A 22,540-nucleotide genomic window follows, 5' to 3' on the forward strand; every position below is an offset into this window, starting at 1 on the left:
TGGCGGTTTAAACAATTAAAGGAAATATTTGAAATGGCAAAGATTAAAGGTCAGGTTAAGTGGTTCAATGAGTCTAAAGGCTTCGGTTTCATCACTCCGGCTGACGGTAGCAAAGATGTATTCGTACATTTTTCTGCAATTCAAGGTAATGGCTTCAAAACCCTGGCTGAAGGCCAAAACGTAGAGTTTGAAATTCAAGATGGTCAGAAAGGCCCATCTGCAGTAAACGTGACTGCACTGTAATTTACAGCTCCCGTTGCAAAACCCGCCATGGTGCGGGTTTTTTGTTCTCTGTAATTTCGGATAGTGAGTATTACGCGCTGTTATAGGCTTAATGCCAAAAGTTTCTCCCGAAAATAATGTGTTGTGTACCTTGAGATATTTTTGGTAATGAAAATCCAGAATGATGAGATGTGGTGGATAAGGATGGGAGACTAATGTCTTACCAGTGTCCACTTTGCCAACTGCCGTTATTCCGGCGTGCGCGTCAATGGTCATGTGGCCAGCACAGTTTTGATTGTGCAAAAGAAGGCTACGTTAATTTACTCCCAGTGCAATTCAAACGTTCCAGACAACCGGGCGACAGTGCTGAAATGATGCAAGCACGCCGGATGTTTCTGGATGCCGGGCATTACCACCCATTAAGAGAGTGGGTTACACAGCGTCTTGACGATAAATTATCAGTCGAAGCAACGGCACTGCTTGATATCGGTTGTGGGGAAGGGTACTACACGGCGGATCTGGCTTCACGCCTGATGCAACGCAGAAAGATGGCTGTTTATGGGCTTGATGTTTCAAAAGCCGCTATTCTGAGGGCGGCAAAGCGCTATCGGAACGTCGATTTTTGTGTGGCGTCAAGCCAGCGTTTGCCATTTAATGATGGTTCGCTTGATGCCATATTAAAGATTTATGCGCCTTGCAACGACACGGAATTATTGCGAACGGTGAAAATGGGTGGATGGGTGATGACGGTATCGCCTGGGCCACGCCATCTGTATCAGCTCAAGGCTGAAGTTTATGATGAGGTGCAATTGCACCCCGTAAAAAATGAAAAGCTGGATGGTTTTGATATGGTGGAACAACACTCGCTGGCTTATCCGATGAGACTGTCTGGTCAGGAAAGTGCCGCTTTGTTACAAATGACGCCGTTTGCCTGGCGGGCTACGCCGCAGGTTAGTCAGCGTTTGCAGTCGTTGGCGGAGTTTACCTGCGAAACCGATTTTATCATCCGACTACACCAGCGTGTTTAGCGATACCCGTTAACTCGAAATATGACGTGTATCGTTTTTATGATGGGAGCGTTTTAATGTTAAATAATGGGCAGATATGAATGAATCGGCCCATTATTTAAATGCTCAGGAACGTTAGGCCACGTTGCCTATGTGCTCATAAAGGATATTACAGCCGATGCCGATGAGTACCACACCGCCTATAATTTCAGCTTTTTTGCCCAACAGCGGTCCGATATAGCGCCCAATCAACATGCCTAGTGTCACCATCACCATCGTAGCCATGCCAATCACCATAGCGGTATGGAAAATATTGACCTGCAAAAAAGCGAGCCCAACACCAATTGCCATCGCATCAAGACTGGTGGCAACGGCTGTGCAAATTAAAAGCGCCAGACTGTGTTTCTTAATTTTTTCGCAGTGGCAGGTATCGACTTTTTTAAAGCCTTCCTGGATCATCCGTCCGCCAAGAATAACCAATAGAGTAAAGGCAACCCAATGATCCCATTCAAGGATATATTGGCTGGCAAAGAAGCCTAGAGCCCAACCAATTAATGGTGTAATAGCCTCGATAATGCCAAAAATCAGGCCAGTACGAATAGCGTCTCGAAAACGGGGTTTATGTAGCGATGCACCTTTACCAATAGAAGCGGCAAAAGCATCCATAGACATACCAAAAGCAAGAATAAGTGTTGCTGAAAAGTTCATTTTAAATAGCCTCGGCTGGACGGTTCTCCATATCCACGTAGATCACCCCCAACCAGATGATGATCCCCGTGTCTATGGTCTCGCCTGCCCATCGGCCGCCCGCACCACGTCTAAGCTACCTTGAGGTAGATCGAAAACGAGTATGTTGATACGAGCATTTCTGACAAATAATTATTTATCAGAAACCGGCTACTCCCCAATGACGGCGCAACCTTAACATATTATTTATGGATTAAACAACAATAAAAGTTTTATGGGTTATTGATGCAATTGATAATTATTTTCATTTAAATAAACCCTATCGAAAAATGTATAAAATAACGTCAGGGTTGATAAGGTTAAAATACCATCGATTTGTTATGGATATCGTTAATGATTATTATCATCCTCTTTATCTTTTTTTAACTTATTGATTCTCAATCATGAAATGATATATTTTTTCCAGATCATCGATTTGACTTACATGAATAAGTAATCGTCTTTTCTCTAAATCAATAACCAGAACGCCATCTTCAGATAAATTCATACCTTTAATGCGGTTATAATAAATAAAAATATTGGCATAAAAGAACCCCGTGGATTTAAACAATAATTTGGGGCGTCGAATATAAGCGAGATAAAACGCCATGAAAGCTAAAAAAAGTAAAAGCGAGGTTGTGATTACCGCACCATTATTGATGATGTTTTGATAAATAAGTATTCCCACCAGACCGATAAAAATGAGTGTATCTAATCGACTGGTTCGTCTAAGGATAACGCGTAGTTGCGTTTTGCCTTTTAATCGATCCATGATGAATTCATCGTAGATGGCATAAAGAATGGCTAATCCGATCAATATCACCAAAACAATATCCGTAAACGACATGAAAAACTCCATCAGTGATTATTTGTGTTGAGAGGTTGTAGGGATATAAACTCGGTTGCACACACCGAGAACGAGAGAAATGCCGGAGGTCTTCCCTCCGGCATTCGATGGATTATACGCCAAGCAGACCGATCCAATAACCGAATATGCCAATGGCGAAGAACCCGACAATCAGCCATAGCGCGTTCACTTTTCGCCTGAGCAGCCACATACAGCCGAATGTCAGCAATAAAGGTATTAAGCCTGGCATGAGCTGATCGAGAATCGACTGAACGGTAGTTACCGTTGTTTCTCCATTTTGGTTAGTCACTCTGGAGACGACAAGCGGTATGTTAACGTGAGTCCATTTGTTAACCAGCGCCCCCATAACAAACAAGCCCAGGATGGAGGCCGCTTCTGTCATCTTCTGCAAGAAACCGCCGCCCATGTCATTAACGATATCCACACCTTTCCGATAACCGTAAGCGACACCGTAGTAACGGACCAACAGGCGAACCAGATTAAACAGCACAAAGAACAGTATTGGTCCTAACAAGCTGCCGCTCATCGCGATTCCAGCCCCCAGCGCTGCAAATACCGGGCGTGCGGTTCCCCAGAATATGGGGTCGCCCACACCAGCCAATGGCCCCATGAGACCGACTTTAAGGCCGTTAATGGCACCGTCATCAATGGGTGCACCGTTGGCTCGCTGTTCTTCCATGGCCATGGTGACGCCAAGAACTGGCGCAGCCACGAAAGGTTGAGTATTGAAAAATTCCAAATGGCGTTTAATCGCCTGCTTACGTTCTTCCGAGTTTTCAGGGTAAAGACGGCGGATGACTGGCACCATGGAAAAACAGAATCCCAATGCCTGCATACGTTCGAAGTTCCATGACCCCTGGAAAAGGTTAGAGCGAATAAATACCGCGCGAATATCGCTGGCTGTGAGCTTTTTCACTTCAGTTGATTGACTCATTTCTCTCACTCCCTTAATCCAGTTCGTTATCAAGATCGTTGTTGCTGGCAGCGACGGTCTGTCCCTGAGTCTTGTTGTATTTCGGACTCAGTTGGATATACAGCACGGCCATCACAATACCAATCACGCCCAGTGCAACCAGGTTGAAATTCGTGAATGCAGCGGTAACGAAACCGAGATAGAAGAACGGCATCAGGTAGCCTGCGCGCATCATATTGATGACCATGGCATAACCGACGACAACAATCATGCCACCCGCAATATTCAGGCCGCTAGTGACGACTTCTGGAATCGAATTTAGCATGGCGTGAACCGCATCAGTCCCCACGGAGACCGCGACAATAACGGCTGGAATCGCGATACGCATTGCCTGAAGCAGCAGGGCTGAGACATGAAGCCAACTGATGGCGCTTAAACTGCCTCGTTCAGCGGCGCTGTCTGCCGCATGTTGAAAGGCAACGGTGATCGTACGTACGATAATGGTCAGAACCTGACCGGCAGCGGCCAATGGGATAGCGAGTGCGATCCCTGCGCCGACACTTTGTCCACCAGCAATGACCAGGATGGTTGATATGATAGAAGCCAGAGCCGCATCCGGTGCGACGGCTGCACCGATATTCATCCAACCTAAGGCGATCATCTCCAATGTCCCACCGATAATAATCCCGGTTTTTAAATCGCCCAGAACCGCGCCGATGAGCGTACAGGCAATTAATGGACGATGGAACTGGAACTCATCCAGAATTGATCCCATCCCCGAGATACAAGCTACGATAAATATCAGCACAATTTGAAGTGTTGTAATCTCCATTGTACTTCTCCTATGGAAAACGTTTCTGAGTAAAAATCGTTACACAGCGATATTTATTGATCATGCTAACTCATGATTGCATTAAGCAATGATGACGTTAACGCGGCATTTTATTAATCAAGTCCATCATCTTAAGTTTAGTATCTGTTGATACTTTCCTGACTTCTAATTCAATTCCTCGTTTATCCAGTTCTTTGAAGGCGACAATATCTTTTTCATCGATAGAGACCGCATTATTTACCTGGGTTTTCCCCTGACGAAATGCCATTCCTCCAATATTAACCGAAGTTATTTTCACGCCATTTTCAACCAGCGTTAATACATCGGTCGGGTTGGTAAATAAAAACATGACGCGGTCAGAGGCATATTTAGGGTTGTCGTAAACGCGAATGGCTTTAGCGACATCAACAACATGCGCGGTTACCCCAGGAGGCGCGACCTGAGTTAATAGCGTTTTACGAACATGATCGGCGGCGACTTCATCGCTGACAACGATAATACGCCCGACATTGGTTTCTTTGGTCCAACGGGTAGCGACCTGACCATGGATTAAACGGTCATCAATGCGAGCTAAGCCGATTTTCATGTGTTCGCCTGTGCCGCTAATGGGCGCGGCAGCTTTTGCTACTGGTGCAGGAGGGGTTGACGGTGAGGCTGTCGCCTGCTGTTTGAGTGCTTTTACGCCATCTCTGCCCGCCTCAAGGGCAATGGCGACCAAATCAGTGAAGGTCGGGTTGTCATCACGGGCCATAAAGGTTTCCGCTAACATCGGAATATTAACCCCGGCGATCACTTCATAATTTTCTTTGTCGGTGACTAGGCGACTGGCGGCGTTGAACGGGCTGCCTCCCCAGGTATCGACCAAGAACAAGACACCGTTTGACGTGTCTAAATGGGATAGTTTCTCCTGATATTTTTCTATTAGCGTTTCAGCGTTTTCTCCGGGGACGAAATCAATCCAGCCAACGTTACTTTGTTCGCCAAGGATCATTTCAGCCGTTTTTAGCAGCGGCCCCGCAGTGGCTCCGTGAGTGCATAACATTATCGCAATACTCACTTGCTACCTCCTCATTATTCACGATCAAATTGAATGTGTAATGTGTCAGGAAACAGGGTTGACGATCATGAACTGAAAGTTAACCGTCGCGGTATCAGTATGGTCGTAAGAAGCTAACTTGCTTACTTAATCCAGAAAATAATGTCACCGTTAATTCAGCATATTCAGCGAGTGAACACTGGCAACCAAACGTAACACTACGGTTTGACAGATTTATTTTAGTCATCGAAAAAATAAATAGTGTGATGTTGCTCTAATGTTGATTAGTTAAAAACGCTTATGTCTGAAATGGATAGATATCTCCTGAGGGAAGCGTTATCACAGGGGGCGGATGCTTATTATCCTCAAAAAGGGTGTAAGAAAATCTTTGTGAAAAAGTCTAACAACCTGTTAAAGTAATCTTCTGTTTAATCACTTAGGAGCACTGGGCATCAGCCCTTCCCATGGACTGTCACCGACAAAACGTTAACTGTTTACCCGCTTATGCTGGTGGTTTTCTGGACTCGGTTGGTTTCTCTGACCACCCTCTGAGTTATTCTGATTCATCCCAATTCTTTTTATTGCCATTCAATGTAAATAACACATTGAAGTCATCTGCTCGTTCATTTTTCGGAGTCTGACATGGAATTTTTGCTGGATCCTTCAATCTGGGCAGGCTTGTTGACGCTGGTGGTACTTGAAATTGTTCTGGGTATCGACAATTTGGTGTTTATCGCCATCCTGGCCGATAAATTGCCGCCAAAGCAGCGAGACAAAGCCCGTCTTATTGGTTTGTCATTGGCTTTGTTAATGCGTCTGGGGTTGCTATCGCTTATTTCCTGGATGGTCACGCTGACTCGACCTTTGTTCCACGTAGGCGAGTTCAGTTTCTCTGGGCGCGATCTTATTTTGCTTTTCGGGGGGCTATTCTTGCTGTTTAAGGCAACCATGGAATTGCATGAACGGCTTGAAAATAAATCGCATGATGATAACGGGCCTCGCGTACATGCTAATTTCTGGGCGGTAGTCGCACAAATTGTCGTGCTGGATGCGGTGTTCTCACTGGATGCTGTGATCACGGCCGTGGGAATGGTTAATCACCTTGGCGTCATGATGACGGCTGTCATCATTGCGATGGGGGTGATGTTGATTGCCTCCAAACCGTTGACCAATTTTGTTAACGCTCATCCAACCGTGGTTGTTCTGTGCCTTAGTTTCTTGTTGATGATTGGCTTGAGTTTGGTAGCAGAAGGTTTTGGTTTCCATATTCCTAAAGGCTATCTGTACGCTGCAATTGGTTTCTCTATCTTAATTGAGTTGTTTAACCAGATTGCGCGACATAACTTCATGAAACATCAGTCGCGCCGTCCTTTACGGGAGCGCACGGCCGAAGCGATCTTACGGCTGATGGGAACTCGGAAAACGGCGGATGAGGAAGATACCGAGCCGCAAAAAGTTATGCCGGAGACGTTTGCAGAAGAAGAACGCTACATGATTAGCGGCGTGCTGACGTTGGCATCCCGTTCACTGCGTAGTGTTATGACGCCGCGAACAGAGATCTCCTGGGTTGACAGCGAACGTTCTATTGAAGACATTCGCCTGCAATTGCTGGATACGCCACATAGTCTATTCCCGGTTTGTCGGGGTTCTCTGGATGAACTCGTCGGTGTGGTACGTGCCAAAGATTTGTTGGTTGCGCTTGAATCTCACTCTGACGTGGAAAGCTTTGCTGCGGCGAACCAGCCGATTGTCGTACCGGAAACGTTGGATGTGATTAATCTGCTTCCTGTATTGCGTCGAGCCAAAGGGAGCCTGGTCATGGTGAGTAATGAATTCGGTGTGATTCAAGGGGTTGTGACGCCGTTGGACGTGCTGGAAGCGATTGCCGGTGAATTCCCTGATGAAGATGAAACGCTGGATATTGTGGCGGAGGGAGACGGCTGGCTGGTTAAGGGGGGGACAGATTTGCACTCCTTGCAGCAAGTGCTTAACAGTAGCGATTTGGTCAGTCCGACAGAGGATTACGCATCATTGGCCGGGTTGCTGCTGGCGCATAGCGATGAATTTCCCAAAGTCGGTGAAATCATCGAATTGCATCAGCTACGTTTTCAGATCCTTGAAGTATCGGAATACCGTATTGAACTGGTGAAGGTAGCAAAAATCACCGATCAGACGGAGGAAGAAGACACATTGTAACGCGGTGTGTGCTTCTGCCTCAGGTGATACCGTGGTGAATGAATACGGCTTGCCCAATGGGCAAGCCGTATTTTTATCTATTTGGGGGAGATAAGGCACGGTTAATCGCACTGAACCTTAATTGCCAGACCACCACGTGACGTTTCACGATACTTGGCATTCATGTCTTTACCGGTTTCGTACATCGTTTCGATGACTTTATCCAGAGAGACGCGGGGTTCGCTAGTACGGCGCATCGCCATGCGGGATGCGTTAATGGCTTTCACCGAGGCGATCGCATTACGTTCGATGCAGGGGACTTGAACCTGGCCCGCTACGGGATCGCAGGTGAGACCAAGGTTGTGCTCCATCCCGATTTCTGCCGCGATGCAAACCTGTTCAGGACTGGCGCCCATCAGTTCAGCCAACCCTGCTGCCGCCATTGAGCAGGCAACACCGACCTCTCCCTGACAGCCTACTTCTGCGCCAGAAATTGATGCGTTCATCTTGTATAGGATACCAATCGCGCCGGCCGCAAGAAAATAGCGAATGTAGATGCCAGGTCCTACGGGCTCGATAAAGTGATCATAATAGGCTAATACAGCCGGAACGATGCCACATGCTCCATTTGTCGGGGCGGTTACCACGCGCCCCCCGGCAGCATTCTCTTCATTGACTGCCAGTGCAAACATGTTTACCCAATCGACCACATTCATCGGATCGTTGGAGTTTTTATCCGACGAAACCAGTATACGGCGTAGTGCCGAAGCACGACGAGGAACTCGCAATGGGCCGGGCAGGACGCCTTCGGTATTGATACCGCGGTCAATACAAGCACGCATGGTTTGCCAGATATCTGAAAAGTAGTTTTCGATATCCTGACGGCTGTGCAAGGCGAGTTCATTGCGCATGACCATACCAGACAGAGAGAGCCCGCTTTGCTTGCAGTGTGCCAACATCTCTTTTGCAGAATGGAAAGGGTAAGGAACGGTAACGTCAGTGAGTGATGATTGACCAAAATTTTCTTCATCAACAATAAACCCACCGCCAATTGAATAATAGGTTTTACGATAAATCGCGTTGCTTGCAGCAAAGGCGGTAATCGTCATGCCATTTTCATGTAACGGCAGATTCTCGCTGCGAAATACCATACCGCCTTCGCGTGGGAAATCCACTTCATGTTGACCTGACGCCAACAATAAACGCTCGCGCTGTTCAACATCACGGATAAAACCCGGTATAGCATCAATATCCACGGTATCGGGCATATTTCCAGCCAGCCCCATAATGATAGCGATATCGGTATGGTGACCTTTTCCCGTTAGTGACAGTGAACCGTAGACATCGACAGCGATACGCGTAGTCGAGTCCAGCAGCCCCTGATGTATTAATTCATCGACAAATTGTTTACCGGCTTTCATCGGGCCGACCGTATGAGAGCTGGAGGGGCCAATACCGATTTTAAACATGTCGAAAACGCTGATCACGCGGGAACTCCTTAAAAGCGCAGGTTATACCTGAAAGGTAGAATAAAACTCGTTAAACGACGCTATTGTAGTGTGGCATATGTCGTAAAATTTTATTTTTCGCATGAAATAAACTTATGCTAACGCACAATATAACTTATTAAGTATTGTGCGAAACATGCAGAGCGAGTTGACGGATAATGGCGGCCGTTAATCCCCATACAAACTGCTGGCGATACCAGGAAAGGTAGACGCGATGACGTTTTTCCTGTCTCTCGATGTCCAGTGGGTAATAGCGAGCCAGCGCTAAAGCATCTTCCATCGGCATTTCAAACCATTCGGCGACTTCACTCTCGTTGGCATGAAAACGCGTTTGGGGCGATATCAACCCGATCACCGGGGTAACCTGAAAACCGCTGACGCTATCGGCCGGTGGCAATGTACCCAGAATGTGTACATTTTGAGGCGGAATCGCGACTTCCTCCTGTGCTTCTCGCAGCGCCGTGACGATTAACGAGCTATCTTCACGATCGGCGGCCCCGCCAGGGAACGCGACCTGACCAGCATGCTTTCGCATGCCTGATGCGCGTCGAGTTAACAGTAACGTGGGAGACTCGCGGCAAACGATCGGCACCAGCACAGCGGCCTGGCGCGATTGATATGCTGGGAAACAGGGCTGCAATGTTTGTAACTGAAAACGTGTAATAAATTCCGCTAAATTAAACGGTGCGGATATTTTTTCTCTGTCCATTGTCGAATGACTCACGAATTGCTGAATGGTTCACGATACGCTGCCTGAGTGTTTGGCTAATGATCTAATAAAGGTAAAATACGACCAAGTTTATCAAACGTTTCCTGATATTCCGCTTGTTCCTGACTGTCGGCCACAATACCTCCGCCAGCCCAACAGTATATCTTTCCCCGCTCGGTTAATAATGTGCGGATGGTGATGTTGGTGTCCATCGTTCCGCAGAAACTAAGATAGCCAATACTGCCACAATAGGCATTACGGCGTTGAGGTTCTAATTCTTCAATAATTTGCATCGCCCTGATTTTTGGCGCGCCAGTAATGGACCCGCCGGGGAAACAGGCTCGCAGTAGTGTACTGGCATGGCAGGTCCGTGGTAGTCGTGCTTCAATCGTACTCACCAGATGATGAACCGCAGGAAAAGGCTCAACTACGAACAATTCTGGTACATGGACGCTACCGGGCTCAGCGACGCGGCCGATATCGTTGCGCAGTAAATCCACGATCATGAGGTTTTCTGAGCGATCTTTTTCCGAACGAGATAGACGATCCGCCTGCAATGTATCTTCATCTTTGTCGGCCAGACGGGGAAGTGTCCCCTTGATGGGTCTGGTTTGAATATGATGATTCTCTAGCCATAGGAAACGTTCAGGAGAAACGCTGATGACGGTATTGTTTGGTAGACGGATGAACGCAGAAAAAGGAGCCTGATTACCAGCCGAAAGTTGCAGAAATGCTTGCCATTCATCCCCTTCATAATCGGCGCTAAATCGTTGCGCTAAATTGACCTGATAGCAATCTCCCGCCAGCAGATAATCCTGTATCTTGCGGAATTTCTCACCGTATTCTTCGCGGGACATATTGGCATGCCAAGGGGTACTGAGCCGAAATGCCGTCCTATAAGCATACTCTGGCGGTGAAAATAACCACGCCAGACGCGCCTGAAGGGAACCGTGAACGATCAAGGTTAAAGTTTGCTGATGATGATCGGCGACCAACGCCCAGTCATAAAGGCCAACGGCCATGTCGGGTAAGGCGATGTCCTGTTCTGCCTGCACGGGAAGAGCTTCAATACAACGACCCAAGTCGTAACCAAATAGGCCAAGTGCGCCTCCCTGAAAGGGAAGGTCGGAATGTGTTTCTACTGAAATATCTAGGCGATCCAATTCTTGCTGCAAGAGCATGAACGGATCGCCCTCCGTTAACTGTGTGTTTCCCGCTCGCGTAATCGCGGTTTGTTTTCCATGAGTAGAAAGCGTAACTCGCGGATCGGCAACCATAATGTCAAAACGGTTGTGTGGATGATCGGCAAATCCTGAATGTAATATCATCGCCCATGGCTGTTGAGAAAAAGGCGCAAAGTGCGTCAGTAGCGCATCGGGTTGATAAGGGAGTGAATGATAGACACAGGTCGAGCTTGAGCTATTTTTATATGATTTCATGCTTGGCAGGTGATGTTTACGTCGTTTTTATTTGTTTGGTTAGCGTATCACAATCCATAACTGCTGGTGTATGGCTGAGACGACATGCGATGATACGCGACACATTAGCGACCAGGAACTTATCATGATTGCAGGCATGCCCGCATTAACACATCAACAGCAACAAGACGCGGTAGAACGTATTCAGGAACTGATGTCTCAGGGATTAAGCAGTGGAGAAGCCATCGCGCTTGTTGCAGAAGAGATTCGTGCAACGCATAAAGGTGACAACGTCACGGTGATGTTCGATGATGATGATACCTCCGACAATGCTTCAGAGGAGTGCAACAGTACGTTTGACGACGGTGAAGAAGAGGAAGAACGCTGAGCGAACTTCCCCCAGTATGCGGTAAAACGGTTATTCCAGGTTTATACTGCCGCAATGGCTTTGATTTCGATTTTAAATTTTGGATTCATCAATTTTGCCTGGACGGTGCAACGCACGGGGGCGCTACCCGCAACGACCCAGGCGTCCCATGCGGTATTCATCGCAGCAAAATCATTGGCGTCGGCTAAAAAGATCGTGACATCCAAAAGTCGGCTTTTGTCCGTTCCCGCCTGTGCCAGAATGGCATCCAGCGTAGCCAGCGCATTTTCTGTTTGGGCGTGCGCGTCACCATCCAAATTTTCCGGCACGCTGGTGTAATACAGCGTGTTGTTGTGGATCACGGCATCTGACCAACGGTCTTCAGGTTGAATTCTCTGAATTGACATGAAAGAGGAGTCTCCATTTTTGGGGAAATGTGGAGGCTAAGCGTAACATAATCTTTAATAACCCACGGGTTTCTCTGAGGATGCTGAGTCAGATTTAGGGTGGTAGCAATACGGGAGTCTTGGCATAATCAGCCCGGCGGCGTCTTGGGATAGCGCTGGTAGTCTGAACTTGATTAAAGAGAGACAGCGTGACAAGCGATCGTGTAATAGATGATTTTGCAACCGATGGGGCCCTGGCCAAGGCGATTAGCGGGTTTAAACCGCGTGAGCCACAGCGACAAATGGCACAGGCGGTTCTACATGCCATTAACCGTAAACAGGCGTTAGTAGTAGAAGCAGGAACCGGTACCGGGAAAACCTATGCGTATTTGGCTCCGGCCTTGCGGTCAGATAAAAAAGTGATTATTTCGACGGGGTCGAAGGCCTTACAGGATCAGCTTTATAGTCGGGATTTACCTACCGTCGCTCAGGCGCTGAAATACAAAGGTAAACTGGCGCTGCTAAAAGGTCGCTCCAACTATCTGTGCCTTGAACGTCTCGATCAGCAATCGTTGGCGGGAGGCGACTTACCCGCGGAGTTGCTCAGTGAATTAGTTCGGCTAAGGGGCTGGTCTTCCGAAACCACGGAAGGCGATGTGACAACCTGTGCTGGGGTAGCCGAAGATAGCCAAATCTGGCCTTTGGTTACCAGCACGAATGACAATTGTTTGGGCAGTGATTGTCCCCGTTATAAAGAATGCTTTGTGGTTAAAGCTCGGCGTAAGGCGATGGATGCGGATGTGGTGGTGGTGAACCATCATCTTTATCTGGCCGATATGGTGGTAAAAGAGAGTGGGTTTGCCGAGCTGATTCCGGAAAGTGATGTTGTTATTTTCGATGAGGCACATCAGATCCCTGACATTGCCAGCCAGTATTTTGGTCAACAACTTTCCAGTCGCCAACTTATGGATCTGGCAAAAGACATCATTATCGCTTACCGCACGGAAGTGCGGGATGCCGCACAGTTACAAAAAAGCGCCGATCGTCTGAGTCAGAGCGCACAGGATTTCCGTTTGGCGCTCGGCGATCCTGGTTTTCGAGGCAATTTGCGGGAAGTGCTTAATCAGCCAAATGTTCAGCGTGCGCTTGTGCTGTTGGATGATGCGCTGGAACTCTGCTACGACGTTGCCAAACTTTCATTGGGGCGATCTGCGCTGCTTGATGCCGCTTTTGAGCGAGCCACGTTATATCGTAGTCGGTTAAAACGCTTACGGGATGTTCAACAACCGGGTTACAGCTACTGGTACGAATGTCATTCCCGCCATTTTATATTGGCACTCACGCCACTTTCTGTTGCCGATCGCTTTCGTGATTTGATGAAAGAAAAACCGGGGGCATGGGTATTTACCTCCGCGACGCTATCCGTTAACGAGCAACTCAAGCATTTTACTGACCGACTCGGTCTGGATGCGGCAGATACATTATTGTTGCCAAGCCCGTTTGACTACGCCAGTCAAGCGTTGCTTTGTGTGCCTCGCTATTTGCCGGAAACGAATCAACCAGGTGCCGCGCGTAAATTGGCAGCCTTATTGTGTCCTCTGATTGAGGCCAATCAGGGACGCTGTTTTATGTTATGCACATCGCACCAAATGATGCGCGATTTAGCCGCTGAATTTCGTGCCGCGCTGACATTGCCCGTATTGTTGCAGGGCGAAACGGGGAAAGCTCAGCTTTTGTCACAGTTTGTGTCGGCAGGTAATGCGCTTCTGGTGGCAACCAGCAGTTTTTGGGAGGGAGTTGATGTCCGTGGTGACACATTGTCCTGTGTCATCATTGACAAGCTGCCTTTCACCTCACCCGATGATCCGTTATTAAAAGCGCGTATTGAAGATTGTCGTTTGCGTGGCGGAGAGCCATTCGATGATGTTCAACTTCCCGATGCCGTGATTACCTTAAAGCAGGGCGTTGGTCGGCTGATTCGTGATACTGACGATCGTGGCGTATTGGTTATTTGCGATAGTCGGTTAGTGATGCGACCTTACGGCTCAGTCTTCCTTAATAGTCTGCCGCCTGCGCCTCGGACGCGAGATATCACACAGGCCATTGAATTTCTTACACGCAAAGCGTAGCGGAAACAGAGACACAATAGGCAACGCCATGTGATGAACCTCGGCGTCAGCGGCTGAAAAATGATGAGGGGGCTGGTGCATATGTTATTATGCGCGCCGTTGTGATTTTTTTATCCCGCCTGAGGTTGGCATGTCTACGCGAATTCTAGCGCTTGATACGGCGACGGAAGCTTGTTCTGTCGCTCTCTGGAATGATGGTGAAATTCATTCTTTATTTGAAGTTTGTCCCCGTGAGCATACCCAGCGTGTGTTGCCGATGGTTCAGCAAGTGCTGGCCGAAAGCGGTTTAACACTGAACGCGCTCGATGCGATAGCATTTGGTCAGGGGCCGGGGAGTTTTACCGGTGTACGAATTGGCATTGGTATTGCTCAGGGGCTGGCGTTAGGGGCTGAACGGCCAATGATCGGAGTTTCTTCATTGGCCACGATGGCGGAGGGTGCCTTTCGTCGTACCCATTCTTCCCAGGTGTTGGCGGCGATTGATGCCCGTATGGGGGAAGTTTACTGGGCACAGTACCAACGTGATATCGAGGGATATTGGCGAGGGGAATCTTCTGAAGCTGTTTTAACGCCAGAACAGGTACACTCGTTGGCTGGGTCATTGCAGGGAGAATGGGTTACGGTAGGCACAGGATGGAAAACGTATCCGAATTTGCTAGAACAAGCCACGTTGACCTTGCGTGACGGCGATATCCTATTGCCACAGGCGGAAGATATGCTGCCACTGGCGTTACAGTTTTGGTCTGAGGGAAAAGCGGTAAGTGTTGAGTTGGCTCAGCCCCGTTATCTACGGAATGACGTCGCCTGGAAGAAACTGCCTGGACGTTAACTTCTTGATGCCACTGATTAAGGCACGGTTTGCAGGATAAAACGGCAACTTATTCGATACGGTATAGTCTAATTATCGGATCTTAAAAAGATAAAGGTGGATGTCATGATGATAAATACAAGGCATGCTAAACCACGAAACTTGTCGATAAAGTCGGTTTGGCGCGGAATCGCCGTTGCGGCGGTTCTGGTGTTGTCTGGCTGTGTCAGCGTGCCTGATGCCATTAAAGGGACATCGCCCACTCCGCAGGACGATCTCGTGCGAGTCATGAATGCGCCACAACTCTATGTTGGCCAAGAGTCTCGCTTTGGTGGTCGGGTCGTAAACGTCCACAATGATGCCAATCGAACTCGGTTGGAAATAGTCAGCTTACCACTCGATAATGGTGCCAGACCGTTACTTAATCACCCTTCAGAAGGACGATTCATTGCCTATGTGAATCGCTTTTTGGAACCGGTCGATTTTCAGGATCGATTAGTGACCGTTGTCGGGCCGATTACCGGCTCGGAACAAGGCATGATTGGCAATAAGCCTTACCGTTTTGTGGTGGTAGACGTTCAAGGTTATAAACGCTGGAATGTGACTCAACAGGTGATGGTGCCACCTGGCGCGTACGGCCCATGGGGATGGGAAGGGCGTTATGGTCGAGGCTGGGGGCCAGGATGGGGTTTTGGTAGTACCTGGTATGGCCCTATGCCGGTTGAAAATGTGGTAACCGAATAAAATGTGATAACGGAATAAACCGTATTGCGGGGAAAGAATCAGGCGGCGTAGGCCGCCTGATTCTTTGTGGACTATTCCTGACGATTACGCGGTAGACCCATGATCCCTATTGTCAAAAATGCTCTCGGGGTTTTTTGATCAAATTCATAACATTAAATAAGTGATCGCTCTCGCAACCTTGACATTGTTTATGAGCTAACTGGTAAGCTGAGTTAAAATAATGTTAATTAATAAGCCGATGTTGAGGTGAGCGATGCCACTAAAAAAATATCTCGGGAGTGAGGTTTTGGAAAAGATTTGGTTATCACGCTATCCGACTTCGGTGCCGGCAGAGATCGACCCCGATCGTTTTACCTCGTTGATCGATATGTTCGAAAGGACGGTCACACGTTACGCTGATCAAACTGCGTTCATTAACATGGGCGAAGTGATGACATTTCGCAAGCTGGAAGAACGCAGCCGGGCTTTTGCCGCTTATTTGCAAAACCAGCTTGGATTGAAAAAGGGTGACCGCGTTGCCCTGATGATGCCTAACTTGTTGCAATATCCAGTGGCATTGTTTGGTGTTTTGCGGGCGGGGATGGTTGTCGTCAATGTCAACCCGCTCTACACACCACGCGAATTAGAACATCAACTTAAAGATAGCGGTGCCAGTACCATTGTTATCGTATCCAATTTTGCACATACCTTGGAAAAGGTGGTGGCGAATACGCCGATAAAGCATGTGATCCTCACGCGCATGGGCGATCAACTCTCCACGGCAAAAGGAACGATAGTCAATTTTGTTGTTAAATATATCAAACGGTTGGTGCCAAAATATCATTTACCGGGCGCGATCTCATTTCGTCGCGCCTTGCAGCAAGGGCGACGCCTGCAATATGTAAAACCCGATATCATCAACAGCGATCTGGCTTTTCTGCAATATACCGGAGGAACGACGGGTGTTGCCAAAGGCGCTATGCTGACCCATCGTAATATGCAGGCGAATCTTGAGCAATGTAAGGCGGCCTATGGGCCAGTTTTACGGGAAGGGCAAGAACTGGTCGTGACTGCATTACCGCTATACCATATTTTTGCACTGACGGTGAATTGTCTCCTGTTTCTTGAACTGGGCGGAAAGAATCTGCTGATCACCAATCCCCGGGACATTCCCGCTGTCGTGAAAGAGTTGAAACAATATCCCTTTACGGCGGTTACCGGTGTGAATACGTTATTTAATGCTCTGTTAAATAACAAAGAGTTTCATGATCTCGATTTCTCTACTCTGCGATTATCTGTCGGGGGGGGGGCATCGGTGCAGCAGGCGGTTGCAGAGCGTTGGGAAAAACTCACGGGTAAACACTTGCTGGAAGGCTATGGATTGACGGAAAGTTCTCCTTTAGTGTCAGGCAATCCTTATGATATGAAACATTATAACGGTAGTATTGGGTTACCTGTACCGTCTACGGATGTCAGAATTATTGATGATAATGGGAATGATGCCGGGCCAGGTGAATCTGGTGAATTATGGATCCGTGGTCCGCAGGTCATGTTGGGGTATTGGCAGCAGCCTGCCGCAACTGACGAGGTGCTGAAAGATGGCTGGCTGGCAACCGGTGACATTGTCACGGCCGATGATGAAGGTTTTCTGCGAATTATTGACCGTAAGAAAGATATGATTTTGGTGTCCGGGTTTAACGTTTATCCCACGGAAATTGAAGATGTACTTGCCCGCCATCCAAAAGTGTCCGAGTCTGCGGTGATCGGTGTACCGAGTGAACTCTCCGGCGAAGCGGTAAAGGCTTTCGTTGTTCGTCGAGATCCATCCTTAACAAAAGATGAATTAATTACGCATTGCCGTCGTAACCTCACCGGGTATAAAGTGCCCAAAGAAATTGAATTCTGCGAAGATTTGCCAAAATCAAACGTGGGAAAAATATTGCGTCGGGAATTGCGTGACGGGAAGCCAGAGGCAGAAAAAACGGCAAATGCCTGAATTTTTGAATACGAGTATTTCCCGGTAAAACGTCTGCCAGAAATGGGCAATCCGGCGTTACTTTTTATATTAATAAATCATCAAGAGAATGCTGTTTTGAATTATCAGTTGATCACCACCGACACCGGGTTAGAGCAAGTTTGCACACAGGCACGTCAGTATCAGCAGGTTGCACTGGATACGGAATTTGTCAGAACGAGAACGTATTACCCACAATTAGGGTTGATTCAATTGTACGATGGCGAACAGCTTTCGCTCATTGATCCACTTGCGATCACCAACTGGCTCCCTTTTCAGGAATTATTGCGCGATCGGCATGTGATTAAGTTTTTACACGCTGGCAGTGAAGATCTGGAAGTCTTTCTTAATGCGTTTGAATTGTCTCCTGAGCCATTTGTTGATACCCAGATTCTGGCTGCGTTTTTAGGTAAACCACTCTCCTATGGCTTTGCCGCATTGGTCGCTGAGTATATGGGGGTGACGCTGGATAAAAGTGAATCTCGTACCGATTGGTTGGCTCGCCCATTAAGCGAAAAACAATGTGACTATGCTGCCGCAGATGTGTTTTATCTGTTGCCGATGGCGCTCAAACTGGTTGAAGAAACGGAAGCGGCAGGCTGGACATCTGCTGCACAGGATGAGTGTCGGTTCCTCTGTCAACGTAAACGGGAAATATTGGCTCCGGAAGTGGCGTATCGTGAGATAGGTAATGCCTGGCAACTTCGTGGTCGCCATTTGGCTTGTCTGCAACGCCTTGCTGACTGGCGTTTGCGCAAGGCCCGTGATCGAGATAGCGCGGTAAATTTTGTTGTTCGTGAAGAAAATCTTTGGCAGGTTGCTCGTTTTTTACCCTCGTCATTAGGAGAGCTTGATGCTTTAGGGCTGAGTGGCCCGGAGATCCGCTACCATGGTAAAACTTTGTTGTCTTTGGTGGCGCAAACCAGCGATATCGCCGATGAAGATTGTCCGGCACCAGTCATTAATCTGATTGATTATCCAGGCTATAAGAAAGTGTTTAAGGATATTAAAGCGATGGTTCAACACTACAGTGAGACGAGTGGGTTGTCTGCTGAATTGTTGGCGTCACGGCGTCAAATTAACCGACTACTGAACTGGCACTGGAAATTAATGATAGGGCAGGATACTTCACCAGAAATGCTTTCCGGCTGGCGTGATAATTTATATGGCGATGCATTGAGAGACATTTTGCAAAAATATTAACGCAGGTTAGCCACTAAAGTATGACGGTATCGCCGAAATAGAATATCCCCTGCGAAGTAGCAGGGGATAATTATGGCAAAAATATCATTTAGGCGCGTCTTCCGCCTCTGGCAATGTGACGTTCAGTTCCAACACGGAAATATCATCGCCTTTTTGCTCTAATTGAACGGTTACCATTTCAGGATCGATCTGTACATATTTACAGATGACCTCAAGTATATCCCGCTTTAACTGCGGCAGATAATGAGGTTCGCTATCTCCCCGACGTCGCTCCGCAACAATAATTTGCAGCCGCTCCTTGGCAATATTGGCTGTCGTTTTTTTGCGGGACAGAAAGAAGTCGAGTAATGCCATAATTTATCCCCCAAAAAGTCGTTTAAGGAAACTTTTCTTTTCTTCCTCTACAAAACGGAAGGCGCGCTCTTCACCCAACAGGCGATCGACGGTGTCCGCGTAGGCTTTGCCCGCATCAGATTCGATGTCCAGAATAACGGGTTCGCCTTGGTTAGATGCACGTAGTACAGACTGATCTTCTGGAATCACGCCAACCAGCGGGATCCTCAGAATTTCGAGCACATCTTCCATACTTAACATATCACCACGGCTCACTCTGCCCGGATTGTAACGGGTCAACAGCAGGTGTTCTTTGATAGGATCTTCCGAACGTTCTGCACGTCGAGATTTTGATGACAGGATGCCAAGAATACGGTCGGAGTCACGAACGGAAGAGACTTCCGGGTTGGTGGTTATAACGGCTTCATCGGCAAAATAGAGTGCCATCAATGCGCCTGTTTCAATCCCAGCGGGTGAGTCACAAACGATGAACTCAAACTCCATGTCACCGAGATCGTTCAATATTTTTTCCACACCTTCACGAGTCAACGCATCTTTGTCTCGTGTTTGTGAAGCTGGCAGAATATAGAGGTTTTCCGTGCGTTTATCTTTGATTAACGCTTGATTCAGGGTCGCATCACCTTGAATAACGTTAACAAAATCATAAACAACCCGGCGTTCACACCCCATAATCAGATCGAGGTTGCGCAGACCGATGTCAAAGTCGATAACAACGGTTTTCTTTCCTTTTTGGGCTAAACCGGTAGCAATGGCCGCGCTTGAAGTGGTCTTGCCAACGCCCCCTTTACCCGATGTAACAACAATGATGCGTGCCATAAATGTTTCCTTGTTAAAGGGTTCAGGACTTATGCCTTCAGGCCGTTGCAACCGTTATTCTAGTCACGGTGACGCCTTATGGCACAGGTACTAATCTAGAGGTTTTATGTTTAAAACATTGTCCAGCAGGTTCAGGTTTATCCTTGCTGCCTGCCCGAAATATGAAGCCGGTATCTGATCGCTTAGCCAATAACGCCCGGCGATAGAAACCAGTTCTGCGGCCAGATGCGTACAGAAAATTTGGCTTTGTACATCACCTGACACGCCAGCAAGTGCACGTCCACGCATCATGCCATAAATATGGATATTGCCGTCGGCAATCACCTCTGCACCCGCGCTGACACTGCTGGTTACGATCAAATCGCAGTTTCTGGCGTAAATCTGCTGACCAGAGCGTATCGGCGTATTAATCACTTTGGTTTTGGTTGCGACGGGAACGGCTGTAACGGGCTCTGCCTGGCGGCGCTGTTCTTTGCCTTCGCTCAACAAAGGGAGGCCAGCTAGCGTAATGGCGCGTTTCAACTGTTCGTCTTTACAGCCGCTGACGCCCACAACACGCAATCCGGTTGATGCGATTGCCTGTTGTAATTTTATCCAGTCCGTTTCCGCCATCAAGGCGGCAACATTAAGCACCACGGGCGCATTTTTAAGAAAAGCCGGTGCTTGCTCAATCTTTTCCTGCAATGCCTGATAAATTACCTCGGGTTGGGAATCATGCAAATGAACAACCGATAAGGTAAAGCTGCTGCCTTTTAGTTCTATTGGCGTTTGTGACATCTATCCTGACTCAGTTTCAGCATCTTTTAATCCCTAGAGTAACATTTAAGGCATGATATTCCAGAGCGCTGTAAGCATGTTATAGTCACAATTATATACAGGCAAGACGCCATTCCCATTAAATAGAGTAAAAAAAATGTTTTGTGTGATCTATCGAAGTTCCCAACGTGACCAAACTTATCTTTATGTCGAAAAAAAAGACGATTTTTCGCGTGTGCCGGAAGAACTAATGAAAAGTTTTGGCGTACCCCATTTGGCCATGTTATTACCGCTGGATGGCAGTAAGAAGCTGGCTAATGCTGACCTTGAAAAGGTCAAACAAGCGCTTCAGGATCAGGGATTTTATCTACAGGTTCCGCCACCGCCAGAATCGTTATTAAAAGCGAAATGGTAAATGTAAAAAATTAATACGACGTTTATTTTTCAGATAATGCCGCAATCATAATATGGCGCTGTCGAGTATTTAAAAACGGTGGTGCTGATGAATAATCCGATTGGTTAAAATAATAGAGTTTCCTGTTCAACCGATATCGGTGCCAGGCTCGGAATTGATTATTGTCATGGATAGCGATGCACTGGCTCGTTTTATTCGAAAGTGATTTTCTGCGACAGTGGTGATGCCAGTGGCAGAAATTTTGTTTTGGATCGCGTAAAAGGTATGGCGGTTCGTCGTGAGTCACGACTGGACAACAAACTATTTTTACCGTATTGCATTGTATATGATGATGCTTTGATGCCGCCAAATTGAGGTGTGCGTCGCGATGATTTCACAGACAGGGCAGGAGAATATCCATGTATCAACACAGAGACTGGCAGGGGGCATTGCTTGATTTCCCGGTCAACAAAGTCGTGTGTGTCGGCAGTAACTATTCTGAACACATTAAAGAAATGGGGAGTGCAACACCAACCGAGCCGGTGTTGTTCATTAAACCTGAAACATCGCTATGTGATTTGCGCCAGCCAGTGGCTATTCCTAAAAACCTGGGCTCGGTCCATCACGAAGTTGAACTGGCTGTGCTCATTGGCACGCCGTTAAAGCAGGCGAATGAAGAACGAGTGGCTCGCGCTATTGCCGGTTATGGTGTGGCGCTGGATCTAACGTTACGTGATTTACAGTCTGAATTTAAAAAGGCCGGACAACCGTGGGAGAAAGCAAAAGCGTTCGACGGTTCTTGTCCTATTTCCGGTTTTATCCCGGTATCAGAGTTTGTTGACCCACAGCAAACCGAATTGAGCGTGAAGGTGAACGAGGAGATTCGTCAGCAGGGCAACACCCGCGACATGATCACACCGATTTTGCCACTGATTGCTTATATGAGCCGATTTTTCACCCTGAGAGCGGGGGATATCATCCTGACGGGAACGCCGAAGGGCGTAGGGCCGATCCAATCTGGTGATATGTTAAAAATTACGATCAACGATCGCTCGCTGAATACGCGTATCATCTAATCACCTTGCTACCCGTTCCCATATGAATGGGTAGCAAAACTTGCTCCCGCCTGCTAAACCCGTTATATAGACCACCCAAAAAAGATTAACTGGAAAAGAA

At 47.6% G+C, this 22,540-nt stretch carries 23 protein-coding genes and 1 riboswitch; of the genes, 11 read left to right on the forward strand and 12 right to left on the reverse strand.

Annotated elements, in window-relative coordinates; all coding sequences use genetic code 11:
* The first annotated feature begins 33 nt into the window (after positions 1 to 33).
* Together cspE and rlmA are read left to right on the forward strand one after the other, a co-directional pair.
* Positions 34 to 243, forward strand: a complete 210-nt coding sequence (gene cspE / locus ACKPVM_RS05895; RefSeq protein WP_005968829.1) for a transcription antiterminator/RNA stability regulator CspE — start codon at positions 34 to 36, stop codon at positions 241 to 243.
* 194 nt (positions 244 to 437) lie between these two features.
* A complete protein-coding gene (gene rlmA / locus ACKPVM_RS05900) occupies positions 438 to 1,250 on the forward strand; it encodes a 23S rRNA (guanine(745)-N(1))-methyltransferase (protein ID WP_409307713.1) in 813 nt (270 codons plus the stop codon).
* A gap of 114 nt (positions 1,251 to 1,364) precedes the next feature.
* On the opposite strand, the gene mntP is transcribed toward rlmA, so the two are convergent.
* From mntP to manX, 5 genes are all read right to left on the reverse strand, one after another.
* On the reverse strand, positions 1,365 to 1,937 hold the full coding sequence (gene mntP, locus ACKPVM_RS05905) for a manganese efflux pump MntP (RefSeq protein ID WP_409307715.1): 573 nt from the start codon (positions 1,935 to 1,937) through the stop codon (positions 1,365 to 1,367).
* 7 nt (positions 1,938 to 1,944) lie between these two features.
* Positions 1,945 to 2,147: riboswitch (yybP-ykoY riboswitch) on the reverse strand.
* 196 nt (positions 2,148 to 2,343) lie between these two features.
* Complete coding sequence (locus ACKPVM_RS05910; RefSeq protein ID WP_409307717.1) at positions 2,344 to 2,802, reverse strand: DUF986 family protein; 459 nt, start codon at positions 2,800 to 2,802, stop codon at positions 2,344 to 2,346.
* Between the two features lie 112 nt (positions 2,803 to 2,914).
* A complete protein-coding gene (locus ACKPVM_RS05915; protein WP_409307719.1) occupies positions 2,915 to 3,757 on the reverse strand; it encodes a PTS mannose transporter subunit IID in 843 nt (280 codons plus the stop codon).
* Positions 3,758 to 3,770: 13 nt separating this feature from the next.
* Complete coding sequence (locus ACKPVM_RS05920; RefSeq protein ID WP_409307720.1) at positions 3,771 to 4,568, reverse strand: PTS mannose/fructose/sorbose transporter subunit IIC; 798 nt, start codon at positions 4,566 to 4,568, stop codon at positions 3,771 to 3,773.
* Positions 4,569 to 4,665: 97 nt separating this feature from the next.
* Positions 4,666 to 5,625: a PTS mannose transporter subunit IIAB gene (gene manX, locus ACKPVM_RS05925; RefSeq protein ID WP_409307722.1), complete on the reverse strand. Its 960-nt coding sequence runs from the start codon at positions 5,623 to 5,625 to the stop codon at positions 4,666 to 4,668.
* A gap of 621 nt (positions 5,626 to 6,246) precedes the next feature.
* Between manX and ACKPVM_RS05930 the strand changes: the two genes are divergently transcribed.
* A complete protein-coding gene (locus ACKPVM_RS05930) occupies positions 6,247 to 7,800 on the forward strand; it encodes a TerC family protein (RefSeq protein WP_409307723.1) in 1,554 nt (517 codons plus the stop codon).
* 101 nt (positions 7,801 to 7,901) lie between these two features.
* Here the strand turns inward: ACKPVM_RS05930 and sdaA are convergent, their stop codons facing one another.
* From sdaA to pabB, 3 genes are all read right to left on the reverse strand, one after another.
* Positions 7,902 to 9,266 (reverse strand): L-serine ammonia-lyase, encoded by a 1,365-nt coding sequence (gene sdaA, locus ACKPVM_RS05935; protein ID WP_409307725.1) that lies wholly within the window; start codon positions 9,264 to 9,266, stop codon positions 7,902 to 7,904.
* A 139-nt stretch (positions 9,267 to 9,405) separates the two neighbouring features.
* Positions 9,406 to 9,996 carry a CoA pyrophosphatase gene (locus tag ACKPVM_RS05940; RefSeq protein WP_409307726.1) on the reverse strand — a complete coding sequence of 197 codons (591 nt, stop codon included), beginning with the start codon at positions 9,994 to 9,996 and terminating at the stop codon, positions 9,406 to 9,408.
* Between the two features lie 56 nt (positions 9,997 to 10,052).
* Positions 10,053 to 11,435: an aminodeoxychorismate synthase component 1 gene (gene pabB, locus ACKPVM_RS05945; RefSeq protein WP_409307728.1), complete on the reverse strand. Its 1,383-nt coding sequence runs from the start codon at positions 11,433 to 11,435 to the stop codon at positions 10,053 to 10,055.
* A gap of 124 nt (positions 11,436 to 11,559) precedes the next feature.
* Between pabB and ACKPVM_RS05950 the strand changes: the two genes are divergently transcribed.
* Complete coding sequence (locus ACKPVM_RS05950) at positions 11,560 to 11,802, forward strand: YoaH family protein (protein WP_409307729.1); 243 nt, start codon at positions 11,560 to 11,562, stop codon at positions 11,800 to 11,802.
* Positions 11,803 to 11,843: 41 nt separating this feature from the next.
* Here the strand turns inward: ACKPVM_RS05950 and ACKPVM_RS05955 are convergent, their stop codons facing one another.
* Positions 11,844 to 12,188 carry a RidA family protein gene (locus ACKPVM_RS05955; protein ID WP_409307731.1) on the reverse strand — a complete coding sequence of 115 codons (345 nt, stop codon included), beginning with the start codon at positions 12,186 to 12,188 and terminating at the stop codon, positions 11,844 to 11,846.
* A 188-nt stretch (positions 12,189 to 12,376) separates the two neighbouring features.
* Here ACKPVM_RS05955 and yoaA point away from each other — a divergent pair, with 188 nt between their 5' ends.
* The 5 genes from yoaA to rnd all read left to right on the forward strand — a co-directional run bounded on the left by yoaA (position 12,377) and on the right by rnd (position 19,044).
* Positions 12,377 to 14,296: a DNA repair helicase YoaA gene (yoaA, locus tag ACKPVM_RS05960; RefSeq protein WP_409307732.1), complete on the forward strand. Its 1,920-nt coding sequence runs from the start codon at positions 12,377 to 12,379 to the stop codon at positions 14,294 to 14,296.
* 130 nt (positions 14,297 to 14,426) lie between these two features.
* Positions 14,427 to 15,125 carry a tRNA (adenosine(37)-N6)-threonylcarbamoyltransferase complex dimerization subunit type 1 TsaB gene (tsaB, locus tag ACKPVM_RS05965; RefSeq protein WP_409307733.1) on the forward strand — a complete coding sequence of 233 codons (699 nt, stop codon included), beginning with the start codon at positions 14,427 to 14,429 and terminating at the stop codon, positions 15,123 to 15,125.
* A gap of 105 nt (positions 15,126 to 15,230) precedes the next feature.
* Positions 15,231 to 15,848 (forward strand): Slp family lipoprotein, encoded by a 618-nt coding sequence (locus tag ACKPVM_RS05970; RefSeq protein ID WP_409307735.1) that lies wholly within the window; start codon positions 15,231 to 15,233, stop codon positions 15,846 to 15,848.
* Positions 15,849 to 16,134: 286 nt separating this feature from the next.
* Positions 16,135 to 17,823 (forward strand): long-chain-fatty-acid--CoA ligase FadD, encoded by a 1,689-nt coding sequence (gene fadD / locus ACKPVM_RS05975; protein ID WP_409307736.1) that lies wholly within the window; start codon positions 16,135 to 16,137, stop codon positions 17,821 to 17,823.
* Between the two features lie 96 nt (positions 17,824 to 17,919).
* Positions 17,920 to 19,044 carry a ribonuclease D gene (gene rnd, locus ACKPVM_RS05980; protein WP_409307738.1) on the forward strand — a complete coding sequence of 375 codons (1,125 nt, stop codon included), beginning with the start codon at positions 17,920 to 17,922 and terminating at the stop codon, positions 19,042 to 19,044.
* 84 nt (positions 19,045 to 19,128) lie between these two features.
* Here the strand turns inward: rnd and minE are convergent, their stop codons facing one another.
* From minE to minC, 3 genes are all read right to left on the reverse strand, one after another.
* Entirely contained in the window at positions 19,129 to 19,398 is a 270-nt protein-coding gene (gene minE, locus ACKPVM_RS05985) for a cell division topological specificity factor MinE (RefSeq protein WP_132455266.1), read from the reverse strand.
* Positions 19,399 to 19,401: 3 nt separating this feature from the next.
* A complete protein-coding gene (gene minD / locus ACKPVM_RS05990) occupies positions 19,402 to 20,214 on the reverse strand; it encodes a septum site-determining protein MinD (RefSeq protein ID WP_409307741.1) in 813 nt (270 codons plus the stop codon).
* A gap of 90 nt (positions 20,215 to 20,304) precedes the next feature.
* Positions 20,305 to 20,991 (reverse strand): septum site-determining protein MinC, encoded by a 687-nt coding sequence (gene minC / locus ACKPVM_RS05995; protein WP_409307742.1) that lies wholly within the window; start codon positions 20,989 to 20,991, stop codon positions 20,305 to 20,307.
* Between the two features lie 136 nt (positions 20,992 to 21,127).
* On the opposite strand from minC, the gene ACKPVM_RS06000 reads away from it, so the two are divergent.
* Positions 21,128 to 21,385, forward strand: coding sequence for a YcgL domain-containing protein (locus ACKPVM_RS06000; RefSeq protein WP_409307743.1), 258 nt, complete (start codon positions 21,128 to 21,130; stop codon positions 21,383 to 21,385).
* Positions 21,386 to 21,783: 398 nt separating this feature from the next.
* The gene (locus tag ACKPVM_RS06005) at positions 21,784 to 22,440 is read left to right on the forward strand and encodes a fumarylacetoacetate hydrolase family protein (protein ID WP_409307745.1); all 657 of its coding nucleotides are present in this window, start codon (positions 21,784 to 21,786) and stop codon (positions 22,438 to 22,440) included.
* Positions 22,441 to 22,540 lie beyond the last annotated feature (100 nt).

It is taken from the genome of Pectobacterium hainanensis (genome assembly GCF_046237015.1).
Classification (GTDB): domain Bacteria; phylum Pseudomonadota; class Gammaproteobacteria; order Enterobacterales; family Enterobacteriaceae; genus JBJYIN01.

What these genes read in the sequence shown, in the direction of transcription:
- mntP (WP_409307715.1), bottom strand. Translation starts at nt 1,937, where the DNA reads ATGAACTTTTCAGCAACACTTATTCTTGCTTTTGGTATGTCTATGGAT.
- minC (WP_409307742.1), bottom strand. Translation starts at nt 20,991, where the DNA reads ATGTCACAAACGCCAATAGAACTAAAAGGCAGCAGCTTTACCTTATCG.
- ACKPVM_RS05930 (WP_409307723.1), top strand. Translation starts at nt 6,247, where the DNA reads ATGGAATTTTTGCTGGATCCTTCAATCTGGGCAGGCTTGTTGACGCTG.
- ACKPVM_RS05950 (WP_409307729.1), top strand. Translation starts at nt 11,560, where the DNA reads ATGATTGCAGGCATGCCCGCATTAACACATCAACAGCAACAAGACGCG.
- tsaB (WP_409307733.1), top strand. Translation starts at nt 14,427, where the DNA reads ATGTCTACGCGAATTCTAGCGCTTGATACGGCGACGGAAGCTTGTTCT.
- minD (WP_409307741.1), bottom strand. Translation starts at nt 20,214, where the DNA reads ATGGCACGCATCATTGTTGTTACATCGGGTAAAGGGGGCGTTGGCAAG.
- ACKPVM_RS06000 (WP_409307743.1), top strand. Translation starts at nt 21,128, where the DNA reads ATGTTTTGTGTGATCTATCGAAGTTCCCAACGTGACCAAACTTATCTT.
- ACKPVM_RS06005 (WP_409307745.1), top strand. Translation starts at nt 21,784, where the DNA reads ATGTATCAACACAGAGACTGGCAGGGGGCATTGCTTGATTTCCCGGTC.
- ACKPVM_RS05955 (WP_409307731.1), bottom strand. Translation starts at nt 12,188, where the DNA reads ATGTCAATTCAGAGAATTCAACCTGAAGACCGTTGGTCAGATGCCGTG.
- cspE (WP_005968829.1), top strand. Translation starts at nt 34, where the DNA reads ATGGCAAAGATTAAAGGTCAGGTTAAGTGGTTCAATGAGTCTAAAGGC.
- pabB (WP_409307728.1), bottom strand. Translation starts at nt 11,435, where the DNA reads ATGAAATCATATAAAAATAGCTCAAGCTCGACCTGTGTCTATCATTCA.
- minE (WP_132455266.1), bottom strand. Translation starts at nt 19,398, where the DNA reads ATGGCATTACTCGACTTCTTTCTGTCCCGCAAAAAAACGACAGCCAAT.
- ACKPVM_RS05910 (WP_409307717.1), bottom strand. Translation starts at nt 2,802, where the DNA reads ATGTCGTTTACGGATATTGTTTTGGTGATATTGATCGGATTAGCCATT.
- ACKPVM_RS05940 (WP_409307726.1), bottom strand. Translation starts at nt 9,996, where the DNA reads ATGGACAGAGAAAAAATATCCGCACCGTTTAATTTAGCGGAATTTATT.
- ACKPVM_RS05915 (WP_409307719.1), bottom strand. Translation starts at nt 3,757, where the DNA reads ATGAGTCAATCAACTGAAGTGAAAAAGCTCACAGCCAGCGATATTCGC.
- ACKPVM_RS05970 (WP_409307735.1), top strand. Translation starts at nt 15,231, where the DNA reads ATGATGATAAATACAAGGCATGCTAAACCACGAAACTTGTCGATAAAG.
- rlmA (WP_409307713.1), top strand. Translation starts at nt 438, where the DNA reads ATGTCTTACCAGTGTCCACTTTGCCAACTGCCGTTATTCCGGCGTGCG.
- ACKPVM_RS05920 (WP_409307720.1), bottom strand. Translation starts at nt 4,568, where the DNA reads ATGGAGATTACAACACTTCAAATTGTGCTGATATTTATCGTAGCTTGT.